Source organism: Streptomyces sp. NPDC032721, assembly GCF_055579625.1.
In genome coordinates this window covers 196,038-207,636 of record NZ_JBVIMX010000006.1, presented here as the reverse complement: position 1 = coordinate 207,636, position 11,599 = coordinate 196,038, and the positions used below count along the sequence as shown (strand labels likewise).

The 11,599-nt window shown below is 73.4% G+C and carries 11 protein-coding genes; 5 read left to right on the top strand and 6 right to left on the bottom strand.

The features are described 5' to 3' along the window. Nucleotides 1-54: 54 nt before the first annotated feature. Nucleotides 55-261: a hypothetical protein gene (locus tag ACZ5PB_RS15080; protein ID WP_468691217.1), complete on the bottom strand. Its 207-nt coding sequence runs from the start codon at nt 259-261 to the stop codon at nt 55-57. 80 nt (nt 262-341) lie between these two features. Between ACZ5PB_RS15080 and ACZ5PB_RS15075 the strand changes: the two genes are divergently transcribed. From ACZ5PB_RS15075 to ACZ5PB_RS15060, 4 genes are all read left to right on the top strand, one after another. Then, nucleotides 342-1,535: a bifunctional adenosylcobinamide kinase/adenosylcobinamide-phosphate guanylyltransferase gene (locus ACZ5PB_RS15075; protein ID WP_468691216.1), complete on the top strand. Its 1,194-nt coding sequence runs from the start codon at nt 342-344 to the stop codon at nt 1,533-1,535. A 30-nt stretch (nt 1,536-1,565) separates the two neighbouring features. Then, nucleotides 1,566-2,636: a nicotinate-nucleotide--dimethylbenzimidazole phosphoribosyltransferase gene (gene cobT, locus ACZ5PB_RS15070; protein WP_468691215.1), complete on the top strand. Its 1,071-nt coding sequence runs from the start codon at nt 1,566-1,568 to the stop codon at nt 2,634-2,636. Between the two features lie 79 nt (nt 2,637-2,715). Further along, nucleotides 2,716-4,539, top strand: a complete 1,824-nt coding sequence (locus ACZ5PB_RS15065; protein WP_468691213.1) for a phosphatidylglycerol lysyltransferase domain-containing protein — start codon at nt 2,716-2,718, stop codon at nt 4,537-4,539. Further along, nucleotides 4,536-5,231 carry a hypothetical protein gene (locus ACZ5PB_RS15060; RefSeq protein WP_468691212.1) on the top strand — a complete coding sequence of 232 codons (696 nt, stop codon included), beginning with the start codon at nt 4,536-4,538 and terminating at the stop codon, nt 5,229-5,231. The genes ACZ5PB_RS15065 and ACZ5PB_RS15060 overlap by 4 nt, the downstream gene beginning before the upstream one ends. A 25-nt stretch (nt 5,232-5,256) precedes the next feature. Here ACZ5PB_RS15060 and ACZ5PB_RS15055 read toward each other — a convergent pair whose 3' ends face one another. Continuing rightward, the gene (locus ACZ5PB_RS15055; protein ID WP_468691210.1) at nt 5,257-6,015 is read right to left on the bottom strand and encodes a hypothetical protein; all 759 of its coding nucleotides are present in this window, start codon (nt 6,013-6,015) and stop codon (nt 5,257-5,259) included. Between the two features lie 76 nt (nt 6,016-6,091). Between ACZ5PB_RS15055 and ACZ5PB_RS15050 the strand changes: the two genes are divergently transcribed. Then, a complete protein-coding gene (locus ACZ5PB_RS15050; protein WP_468691208.1) occupies nt 6,092-6,916 on the top strand; it encodes an adenosylcobinamide-GDP ribazoletransferase in 825 nt (274 codons plus the stop codon). A gap of 4 nt (nt 6,917-6,920) precedes the next feature. Here the strand turns inward: ACZ5PB_RS15050 and ACZ5PB_RS15045 are convergent, their stop codons facing one another. The 4 genes from ACZ5PB_RS15045 to pelF all read right to left on the bottom strand — a co-directional run bounded on the left by ACZ5PB_RS15045 (nt 6,921) and on the right by pelF (nt 11,562). Next, entirely contained in the window at nt 6,921-7,793 is an 873-nt protein-coding gene (locus ACZ5PB_RS15045) for an endo alpha-1,4 polygalactosaminidase (RefSeq protein ID WP_468691207.1), read from the bottom strand. Next, the gene (locus tag ACZ5PB_RS15040) at nt 7,790-8,461 is read right to left on the bottom strand and encodes a spherulation-specific family 4 protein (protein WP_468691205.1); all 672 of its coding nucleotides are present in this window, start codon (nt 8,459-8,461) and stop codon (nt 7,790-7,792) included. Before ACZ5PB_RS15040 ends, ACZ5PB_RS15045 begins: the two co-directional genes overlap by 4 nt. 91 nt (nt 8,462-8,552) lie before the next feature. Continuing rightward, entirely contained in the window at nt 8,553-9,992 is a 1,440-nt protein-coding gene (locus tag ACZ5PB_RS15035) for a hypothetical protein (RefSeq protein WP_468691203.1), read from the bottom strand. A gap of 49 nt (nt 9,993-10,041) precedes the next feature. After that, nucleotides 10,042-11,562, bottom strand: coding sequence for a GT4 family glycosyltransferase PelF (gene pelF, locus ACZ5PB_RS15030; protein ID WP_468691201.1), 1,521 nt, complete (start codon nt 11,560-11,562; stop codon nt 10,042-10,044). Between the last annotated feature and the right edge of the window lie 37 nt (nt 11,563-11,599).

Sequence of the window (11,599 nt, the reverse complement as noted above, 5' to 3'; positions counted from 1 at the left end):
GGCCGGCCGGTCGGCGGTTGGCCGGAGGCCTCCCGGCGGCCGGTCGGCGGTTGGTCAGCTTTCCGCGTTCAGGCTCATCGGGCCGTAGATCTTCTTGCCGTCCTCCGACAGGGTCACCTGCGCCGCCCCGCCCTCCAGAAGGTCCTTCCAGACCTCCCCGAGCCAGGACTCCGCGTCACCCTGCGTGGTGAACTCCTCCGGCTCGACGGCCGGTTGGGTCTCCGTTCCGTCCGCCGTTTCGAACCGCCACGTCCACGCCATGTACGCCTCCCGGGTCGTTCGATGCTGCTCGCAGCGTAGCCGGGCGCGCAGCGCGCACAAGGACGCGGGAGGATCGACCCGTGGAACTGACTCTCCTCGGCACCGGCGCACCCGGCGGCCTGCCCCGCCCCGACTGCCCCTGCGCGACCTGCGCGACCGCCCGTGGCCCCCGTGCGCGCGGCGCCACCTCGCTGCTGGTGGACGGGGCGCTGCTGCTCGACCTGACCCCCGGGGCCGCGCTGGCCGCCGCCCGGGCGGGGCGCTCCCTGGGCGGCGTACGGCAGGTGCTTCTCACGCATCCGCACGACGGGCCGCCGGTCGAGCTGCCGCCGGGGCTGCCCCGGGCGGGGCGGGTGCCGGACGGCCAGGAGTTGACGCTGATCAGCGGGCACCGGGTGCGGGCGGTGCCGATGGACTCCCCCGGCACCGGGTACGAGGTGACCTCGGTGGAGGGTGACCGGCTGCTGTATCTGCCGCCGGGCGGTGCGCCCGCCGGGGACGGCGGGGTGCGGCCGTACGACCTGGTCGTGCTGGACGTGCTGGGGCGGCCGGACGCGCTGGCGAAGCTGCGGGGGTGGGGGGCGGTGGGTCCGGCGACCGATGTCGTCGCCGTACATCTCGACCATGACGTGCCGGGGGGCGCGGAGCAGGACAGGCGGCTGGCCGCGCTCGGGGCCAGGGCGGTGCCGGACGGGACGACGCTGGTGGCCGGTGAGTACGCGGAGGTGCCCGACGTGCCCCGGCGCACGCTCGTGCTCGGCGGGGCCAGGTCGGGGAAGTCGGTGGAGGCGGAGCGGCGACTGGAGGGCTTCCCGGGGGTGGTGTACGTGGCCACCGGCGGCCGCCGGGACGGCGACCGGGAGTGGGCCGAGCGGATCGGGCTGCACCAGCAGCGGCGTCCTGGCAGCTGGCGCACCGAGGAGACCTGCGAGGTGGCGGAGCTGCTGGCCCAGGACGGGCCGCCGCTGCTGGTGGACTGCCTGGCGCTGTGGCTCACCGACGCCATGGACCGGGTGGAGGCGTGGGACGACGAGAAGTGGGCCTCGGGCGGCCGGGCGGCGCTCGGCGAGCGGGTGGACGAGCTGGTGCGGGCGGTCCGGGAGACCGGGCGGACCGTGGTCGCGGTGAGCAACGAGGTGGGGTCGGGGGTGGTCCCGGCGACGGCGGCGGGGCGGCGCTTCCGGGACGAGCTCGGCCGGTTGAACGCACGGTTCGCGGCCGAGTGCGAGGAGGTTCTGCTGGTGGTGGCGGGACAGGTGCTGAGACTGCGGTGAAGCCCTGCGGGGGCCGGTACTGTTCGGCGAATGAGCGTGTTGAATCTTGACGACTTCTCCGACCTGATCGAGCGGCCGGACAGCGGTGTGCGGCGCGATGCCGAGGAGCGGCGGGAACGTTTCGCCGTGGCGCCCGGGACGCTCGGCCGGCTCGACGAGCTGGGCGAGTGGCTGGCGGCCGCCCAGGGCTCGGTACCGGTCAGGCCCGTCGAGCGGGCCAAGGTGGTGCTGTTCGCCGGGGACCACGGGGTGGCCGGGCTCGGGGTGTCCGCGCGCGAGGCCGGGTCGGCCCATCTCCTGGTGCGGGCGGCGCTGGACGGCGCGAGCCCGGTGGCCGTGCTGGCGCGCCGGGCCGGCGCGCAGCTGCGGATCGTCGACGCCGGGCTCGACTGCGACCCGGAGCTGCTGCCCGAGGAGGTCGTACGGCACCGGGTGCGGCGCGGTTCTGGCCGTATCGACGTCGAGGACGCGCTGACTGCCGAGGAGGCCGAGCGGGCCGTCCGGCTGGGCATGGCGATCGCGGACGAGGAGGCCGACGCCGGGACCGATCTCATCGTGCTCGGGGACCTCAGCGTCGGCGGCACCACGGCGGCGGCCACGCTGATCGCGGCGCTCTGCGGCACCGACGCCTCGGTGGTCACCGGGCGCGGCGGGGCGCACATCGACGACCTGGCGTGGATGCGCAAGTGCGCGGCGGTACGGGACTCGCTGCGGCGGGCCCGTCCGGTGCTGGGCGACCAGCTGGAGCTGCTGGCCGCCGTGGGCGGGGCGGACCTGGCGGCGATGACCGGGTTCCTGCTCCAGTGCGCGGTGCGCCGTACGCCGGTGATCCTGGACGGGGTGGTCTCGGCGGCGTGTGCGCTGGTGGCGCAGCGGGCCGCGTTCCGGGCGCCGGACTGGTGGCTGGCCGGTCAGGTCAGCGGCGAGCCGGCGCAGGAGAAGGCGCTGGACCGGATGGCGCTCAACCCTCTGCTCGACCAAGGCGTCACTGTGGGCGAAGGAACTGGGGCATTGCTGGCACTTCCACTGGTGCAGGCCGCCGCCGCGCTCGCCGCGGAGCTGCCGGCGCGAGACGAGGCGGCCGACGAGACGGACGGCTGAGTTCTGCCAGAGGCGCTTCCCCGGCCTTCTGGCGGGCGGAGTCCCGCGCGAAGCGTGATGCCCCATATCATCGCTTTTCATGGGAGATGTCCGCTTGCCTACCGATGGAACACCCAAGGCACCGCCGCGCGGGGCCGCCCCCGCCTCCGGGCCCGCCGCGCGGCGCAGTACCCCGCTGACGCGGCGCAGTGCGTCGTTCGCCGTCTGGTACCTGCGGATCGTGACGTTCATCTGCTTCCTGAGCGCCGTGTGGGTCTCCCTCGGCCAGGACCTGCGACGGCACAACGCGGGCGACTACTTCACCCCGTACCTGCTGACGGCGGGCTTCTCCTCGGGCCTGTTCGCGCTGATCATGGCGGTCACGCTGCGGCGCAGGAAGCGGGCCGCGTGGATCTTCAACACGGTGCTCAGCGGGCTGCTCTTCGCGCTGTTCGCGCTGGTGATGTTCTTCCCCGAGATCCGCCAGTACGGGCGCAACTGGGTCTCGCTGGTCCTGACCGGGGCGTTCTTCGTGGCGCTGCTGCTGGGCAGGCGCGAGTTCTACGCGAAGGGCGACCGGTCCAACCCGAAGCTGGCGGCGGCCGTCGCGGTGGGCGGGCTGCTGGTCACCTCGCTGCTGGCGGCGCTGCTGGTGACCGTCACCAACACGGCCTCGCACGGGGCGGGTTCCTCGACGTTCCTGGAGCGCTGGCGGTACGGGGTGGCCCGGCTGATCTCGCTGGCCGCGCCGGACGACCAGTTCGCCGGGATCATGACGCCGGGCTGGGTCAACGTCCTCATCAACATCATGAGCACCGCCCTGCTGATCGGCGTCCTGCTGGCCGCCTTCCGCTCGCGCAGGGCCGTCGACCCGCTTTCCGACGAGGACGAGGAGAAGCTGCGCGCGCTGCTCGACAAGCAGGGCGACCGCGACTCCCTCGGCTACTTCTCGCTGCGCCGCGAGAAGAGCGCCATCTGGTCGCCGACCGGGAAGGCGGCCGTCACCTACCGGGTGGTCGGCGGGGTCTCGCTCGCCTCGGGCGATCCGATCGGCGATCCGGAGGCCTGGCCGGGTGCGATCGAACCGTGGCTGGCGGAGGCCCGCGAGCACGGCTGGGTGCCCGCCGTGATGGGCGCCAGTGAGGAGGGCGGCACGATCTACGCCCGGCACGGGCTGAACGCCCTGGAGCTCGGCGACGAGGCGATCGTGGAGACGGCCGAGTTCACCCTTGAGGGGCGCGCGATGCGCACCGTACGGCAGGCGTACAACCGGGTGAAGCGGGCCGGGTACCAAGTCCGGATCCGCCGTCACGAGGAGATCCCCGAGGCCGAGATGGCCGAACTGCTGCGCAAGGCCGACGACTGGCGGGACGGGGAGACCGAGCGCGGTTTCTCGATGGCGCTGGGGCGGCTCGGCGACCCGGGTGACGGGCGCTGCGTGATGCTGGAGTGCACCGACGGCGACGGCGAACTGCGGGCGGTGCTCAGCTTCGTGCCGTGGGGGCCCAAGGGGCTCTCGCTCGACCTGATGCGCCGTGACCGGGACTCCGAGAACGGGCTGATGGAGTTCATGGTCATCGAACTCCTCCAGCGCGCCGCCGAGATCAAGATCACTCAGGTGTCACTGAACTTCGCGATGTTCCGGTCGGTCTTCGAGCGTGGTGCACGCCTCGGTGCGGGACCGGTGCTGAGGCTCTGGCGTTCGATGCTGAGCTTCTTCTCGCGCTGGTGGCAGATCGAGTCGTTGTACCGGGCCAATGCCAAGTACCGACCGATCTGGGAGCCTCGCTTCATGCTCTTCGAGAAGAGTGCCGACCTGCTGCGGATCGGCATCGCCGCCGGGCGTGCCGAAGGATTCCTGGAAGCCCCGGGGCTTCCCAAGTGGCTGCACCGCAAGCACCTGGAAACGGGGAAGAGAACGTGACCGCGACCGCCGTTCCCGAGACCTCGCTGCGCCGGTTCGCCCGGCGCGAGTGGGGTCCGCTGTACGCGCGCGTGCGCGAGGCACTGGTCACCCGCACCTGGCGGGCGATCCCGATGACCCTGGCGGCGGTCGCCCTGACCTCGCTGTTCCAGGTCGTGCAGAACCAGTCCTGGGGCTACCAGACGGTCCAGAACATCGGCGCGGTGCGCGCCGAGGACCCGCTGCCGCTCGCCCTGCTGCGCACCCCGCTGTCGCTGTTCGTGCCCGCGCTCGACCTGCCGGTGTGGGGTGCGCTGGCCCAGGTGCTGCTGGTGTTCGGCATCGCCGAGATCTGCCTGGGCCGGTTGCGGACGCTGTTCATCGCGTACGTCGCCACGCTGTCGGGGACGCTCTACGCGCGCGTGGGCGTGGCGCTGGGGCCGGACAACCCGGCCGGGCTGCCGGAGATCGACAGGACCGTGGTGGACACGGGTCCGTCGGCGGCGGTGGTGGGCCTGGCCCTGTACGTGTGCTGGCGGTACGGCGCGCGGTGGACGGCCGGGGCGGTGGTCCTGGCCATGGTGGTCGAGGTGATCGTCAAGACGAACCTGGCCGGCAAGGAGCACATCGCGGCACTGCTCGGCGTGTTCCTGCTGATGCTGGCCGAAGGGGCGCTGCGCAGGCAGCGGGAGCGGCGGGGCACGCGCGCGTAGCGGTACGCGCGCGTGGCCGTGGCCGTCAGGCCCCGGGCTCGCGCGGAGTGCGGTCCGGGGCGCCGCCCAGCCAGTCCTGGAAGGCGCGGGCCCGCCGGGCCCAGCGGCGGTCGTGCCGGTAGACCCGGCGCATCGCCCTGGCCCGCGCCCTGGGCCGGTTGCGGTAGAAGCGGCGCGCCCAGGGCGAGTTGGGGCGGGCCAGGCGGACCGCGCCGACGACGCCGACCAACGGCACCACGATCCCGAACAGGGCGGTGCGCACCTTGCCCTTGCACAGGGCGACCACCGACCACATCCCGTTGAGGGCGACGTTCAGGAACAGCAGTCCCCGGCTCCGCGTCTCCTCCTCCGTCAGGTCGTTGACGCCGAAGGGCAGCGACCCGGTCAGCACCAGCAGCACCAGGGCGGCGGTCAGGACGACGATCTCGACGCTGGTGCGGCCCTGTTCGGACCAGTAGACGTCGTCGAGGTGGAGGATCAGCGCGAACTCGTCCAGGACCAGCCCCGCCCCCGTCCCGAAGATCGCGGCGCAGACCGCCGCCCCCACCCCGTGCCGTCCGCTGGCCACCGCCCCGAAGCCGCCGATGGTGGTCAGGACGACCCCGGGCACCGCGTGGTGGATGTGCATCCCGCCCGGCGTGACGTTGCGGAAGGGCCCCTTCCCCGCCCGGATCAGCCGGGTGATGGTGCGGGTGACCAGGAAGGACAGCACGAAGGAGAGCAGCGCGACAAAGAGCGGGAGCTTTCCCGGCTCGACGATGTTGCGGTACATCCAGTGACCCATGCCACTCACTTCACCCTGTCCGTTTTGTGCGCAATACGTAACTTACCGTCGGGCGGCGCGGGATAGCCTGCGGCCGGTGAGCACTCCTCCCCCGCCGCCCCCCGCACACTCTCCCCCACCGCCCCGCCGGCCCCTCCAGGACGGGGTGCGGTTCGCCTTCGGCACCCTCACCGTCCTCCCGGTGCACGTCACCCACTGGGACCGCCGGGCGGCGCGTACGGGCATGCTCTGCGCCCCGCTCGCGGGCGCCGTGGTGGGGCTGTGCGCGGCGGCGCTCGGCGCTCTGCTGCTCCTGCTCGGCGCGGGCCCGCTGCTCGCCGCCGTCGCCTCGGCCGCCGTACCCGCCGTGCTCACCCGGGGGCTGCACCTGGACGGGCTCGCGGACACCGCCGACGGGCTCGGCAGCGCCAAGCCCGCCGCGACGGCGCTGGACATCATGAAGCAGTCGGACATCGGCCCGTTCGGCGTCATCACGCTGCTGTTCACACTGCTGGCGCAGGTGGCGGTGTACGCGCAGCTGTACGCGGACGGATGGGCGAGCGGCGCACTGGCCGCGCTGGTCTCCGGCGTGGTGGCCAGGCTCGCCCTCACCCTCGCCTCGCGCGAGGGCGTCCCCGCCGCCCGTCCCGAGGGTCTGGGGGCGGCGGTGGCGGGTGTACTCCCGGTGCGCGGCGCCGTCCTGGCCGCCCTCTCCGGCACGCTGCTGTGCGCGGCGGCGGGGCTGGCGCTGGGGCCGTACGGGGCGCTGCACCACGCTCTCGCGGTACTGGCCGCGCTGGGTGCGGCCCAACTGCTGCTGGCCCATTGCGTACGCCGCTTCGGCGGGGTGACCGGTGACGTCTTCGGCGCGCTGGCGGAGACGGCGGCGACGACCGCCCTGGTCGTGCTGGCCCTGGGCTGAGCGGTCAGCAGGGACTCCGCCAGGCGTCCAGTTCGTACCGCTTCACCATCGAACTGAGCCGCAACTGGCGTGCACGCGCACAGAACTCCCCGGCCGAGAGCTCGTACTCCACGTGGAAGACCGCCTTCCGTGCCTTGATGAACGGGGTCAGCAGCTCGCACTCGTCGAACTCGGCGCACTGCTCATTGACCGCGAAGTCGAAGTCCCCGACCAGTTGCGGGATCTGCTCCAGGTCGTTCTTGAGGCCGACCGCCATGCCGCGATCGTGGGCGAGGCGGGCGATCAGCCGGTTGTAGCGGAGCTGGTCGGCGGCGGTGAGCGGGAAGCCGGTCCTGTTCAGGTAGCCGTCCATGTTGTCGGGCTCGACGGCGTCGAAGCCCTTGTCGCGGCACATGTCCAACCGGGCGGCCATCAGGGGTTCCAGGACGTCGGTGCGGCGGATGTCGAGCCAGCGCTCGCCCTGCCAGCCGTTCCCCGCGCCGAGGACCTCGGCCGGGAAGCGGGCGGCGTCCGGCCGGAACTTCTCCCACGCCCCGGTCGACAGGTAGCAGATGACCTTGCGGCCCGCGGCGTGCAGCTCGGCCACCGTGGCGGCGGACGTGGTGTGCCCGTCGATGTCGTACACCGGTACGTCGACGGAGAGGTCCGGCTTCCCGCTGAGCTGCCACTGCCAGGCCACCCCCGGACGCGGCTGCCAACGGGCGCCGGTGGGGCGGGGCTCCGGGCTCGCGGAACCGGAGGCACTGCGGCTCGGGCCCGGTGCGGGGTCCGGGTCGGACGGCGCGCCACACCCCGCGACAAGCAGGAGGAGCAGGAGGAGCGGGACCACCAGGAGCACCGGCGGCACCGGCGACCCCAGCGGCCCCGCGCGCCTCATCGGCGTACTCCCGCACCGAAGCCCTGGGTGCCCAGCCCGTACGGCAGCGTCCCCCACGGGTGGGCGCCGCCGCCCGGCACCGCGCAGTGCACACCGGCGCCCCTTATGGCGGCCAGCGCGGAGACGTCCGTCGGGGCCGCGTACACCAAGTGGCAGAAGCGGTCCGCCGGATGGTCCCGCACCCACCCCGGAACCGGACCCTCCGCCTGATAGGTGTCCCAGCTGCCCTCGAACGTCACCAGTACGTCGGCGAGCGCGAGGTACGCCGGGTCGGGGTGCACCCCGTGGTTCAGCACCAGGGACCGCGCACCCGTCTCGCGGGCCGCCACCGCGAGCCTGCGGTAGTGGGCGAGAGCGTCGGGGCCCGAGGAGACCTGGTCGAGGAAGGTGCCGTCGGTGCCGTACCAGTCGCGGTACCGCAGCAGGTCCTCGACCACGGACGCGTGCGGGCGGCGCGCGTAGTCGGTGTCGACGTATCCCAGGACGCGCACCCCGGAGGCCCGCAGCCGCTCGGCGACCGCCGCGAACGCGGGGTCGGGCGAACTCCCGGAGCCGCTGGCCGGGTTGAGGATCACCCCGTAGAGCCGCTCCGGCACGCTCAGCACCGCCTCCCAGGCCTCGGGGCGGTCGGCGGGGTGTTCGTAGAGGGGTACCAGCAGGTGGGTCACGGGGCGGGTCCTCGGGCGGTTCGGCTGTCGGCTGTCGGCTGTCGGCTGGAAGCTCGGAGTTGGGAGCTGGGCGCTGGAAGGGTGCGCCGGGTCAAGGCCGGTGCGCCGCCGCCCTTCCCAGCGTGACGCAGACCAGCCCGGTCAGCAGCACCGCCGCCAGCGCGGGTACCGCCAGCGAGGTCAGCCGGGTCGCCCCGCCCAGGACGGCGACGGTCTGGACGAGCGCGGCGGCCCCGCACACCGAGGCCGCGGCGATGACCGCGCCGAACGCCTGGAGCAGCAGCCCGGTCCACATCAGGGTGCCGATCAGCAGCAGCCCGACGGCACGCGTCCCGTCGAAGCCCTCCGCCTGCGGCCACACCAGGGTCCCGGCCGCCGCCAGCCCCGCCAGCACCAGCAGGTACAGGCCCAGGCAGCGCAGCAGCGTCCATGCGGTGGCCCGCCGGAACGCCTGGTGCGTGGTGGAGGCCCGCAGCCCGGCCAGGGTGCCGCTGCGGAACTTGTGCAGCAGCCATTCGGCGGGCCCCATGCTGAGTGTGAGCGCGACCGCCCCCGGTGCGGCGGCGGCCCCGGCGGTGCCGCCCGTGAGGACGTCGCCGAGCGCCGCGTGCAGCACGAGCACACCGGTGGCCAGGCCGAACACCCCGTACGGCACGGAAGCCAGCACCTTCGGCCCGCCGGGCAGACCGGGCCGACAGGACCCCCTGGAGCCCCCGACCCCGCGCAGCAGCTCCACCGCCGCCAGTACGAGCACCGCCAGCGGCGAGAGGGCCAGCAGCGCGATCCTGGCCGGGTCGGGTACGTCGTACAGCAGGGCGAGGACCGCACCTGCCGACATCGGGGCGAGCGCGGTCAGCAGCAGCCGCTCCCGGCCCAGGACCAGCAGGACGGTGGCCGCCCCCTGGTACAGCGCCTGTACGGAGGCGAAGGCGACGGCGGCCCCTTCGCCGGTCCCTGCGACGCCGAGGGCCACCCCGGTCCCGAGCAGGGCGCCGAGCGGCGCCCCGGCGAGCAGCGAGCGGGCGGCGGCGGGGCGGTCGCCGAGTCCGAGCCAGGTGTAGGCGCGGTGGGCGAGCGCCTGGTTCCACGCCCAGCCGGTGAGCGCGCTGGCGATCAGTACGGCGATCGGGGTGGCGCCGGTGGCGAAGGGTGCCCCCAGCACGTACGCGAGTCCGGGCAGCGCGAAGACCAGTCCGCGCAGCAGGCACGGGAGCAGGCTGATGTGCCAGGGGTCGCCGGGCGCCAGCTCCGGTTCCGGGTAGGCCCGGGGCACGCGCGCGTAGAGGTCCTCGGCGAGTTCGAAGGAGTTGGCGCGGCCGTAGGTGAGCCGGATGTGCTCGTCGTTCATCCCGTCGGACTCCAGGATGGCGGCGATCTCGTCGGGGTGGACGGCGGCCTCGATCAGGCTGTGCAGCCGGGCCGCGAGTTCGTCCATCGGGTCGGCGGCGGTGGCCCAGGAGGGGCGTGGTCGCGGTATGGCCGGCAGGGTGTCCTGCCGGTCGTCGGGCGTCAGCCACATCGGGCCGCTCATGAAGTCCCTTTCGTGGCGGGTGCGTTGGTGTGGCGGGTGGGGGTACGGGTCACCAGGTGGACCCGTCGGCCGCCATCGCCCGCCACGGGTCGGGCATCCGCAGCCGCATCGTCCACTCGTCGGGCAGTTCGTGGACGACCGGCTCGGGCACCCCGTCGAGTTCCTGGTAGATGGAGCGGAAGCCCTCGATGGAGCGGCGCAGGGTGAACTGGTCGATGACGCGCTGCCTCGACGCCTCGCCGAGCCGTTTGCGCCGCTCGTCGTCCCGCAGCAGTTCCAGGGTGGCGCGGGCCATCGCCTCGGGTTCGCGCGGCGGGACGACGAGTCCGGTGTCGCCGACCGCCTCGCGCACTCCGCCGACGTCGGTGGAGATCGTCGTACGGCCGCAGGACATGGCCTCGATGATGCTGAAGGGGAAGCCCTCGCTGATGCTGGAGAGCATCACGACGCTGCCCGCCGCGTAGGCGCGGGCGACGTCCGAGACCCGCCCCTCGTAGCTGATGCCGTCGCTCACCCCGAGCTCGGCGGCCAGCTTCTCCAGTGTGGTCCTGTACGGTTCGCCGCCCTCGGGCACTCCGCCGAAGAGCCGCAGCCGCAGCTCGGGGAGTTCGGCGCGGGCGATCGCGTAGGCCCGTACCAGCGTCTCCAGGTCCTTGATGGGGTCGATCCGGCCCGCCCAGCTGAGGGTGGGGACCTCCGGTTCGGGGCCCGCGTGCGGGAAGAGCTGGGGGTCGACGCCGTTGTAGACGGTGCGGATGCGGGCCGGGTCGGCGCCGCCGCGCTCCTCCCACCTGCGGTTGTACTGGTTGCAGGGGGTGATCAGGTCGGCCTCGCGGTAGCCGAGGGAGTTCAGCTCCCGGTAGAAGCCGAGCAGCAGGGCCTTGACGGGCCAGCGCTGGGCGGCCGACCGGTAGCCGAGGTAGCGCTCGCGCAGGTAGATGCCGTGTTCGGTGAGGAGGAAGGGCGCTCCGTCGAAGTGCTTGGCGGCGAGTGCGGGCAGGGTGGCGAGTCCGCTGCTGACCGCGTGGGCGATGCTGCCGTCCGGGATGCGGGCGCCGAGCGGGCGCAGCAGGTGGTCGAGCAGGTCGGTGGCTATGAGGGCGTCGTGCAGGGTGGGCCCGGCCTTCGCCGTGTCGAGGTGCGGCATGGTCCAGATCCAGGTCAGGGTGCGCAGCACCGCCTCGCTGCCGAGGGCGGCGGTGAGCCGTCCCTGCCGGGCGAGTTCGGCCAGTGCGTACAGCTCCCGGCCGAAGTCGCAGCCTGCCGAGGGATCGAGGATCGACAGCAGGAAGCGTTCGTACGTGGCGAGGAAGGCGCGCTTCTCCCGCCCCCGGGGCTTGGCGGAGCGGGAGCCGTCGGCAGCTCCCCACAGCGGGACCACGCTGTGTGCGTAGACGTTGGCCGGCAGTTCCCAGGTGACGGGCTCGCGCCCGCTGCCGGTGAGGGACACGACGTGGAAGTCGACGTCGGGCATGCCGCGCACCAGTTGATCGCACCAGGTGCTGACACCCCCCTGGACGTGCGGGTAGGTGCCTTCGGTGAGCATGCTGACATGACGCCCACGGCTCATGTTCGTGTCCCCCCAGGACGAGTTGCCGACGGCTGGT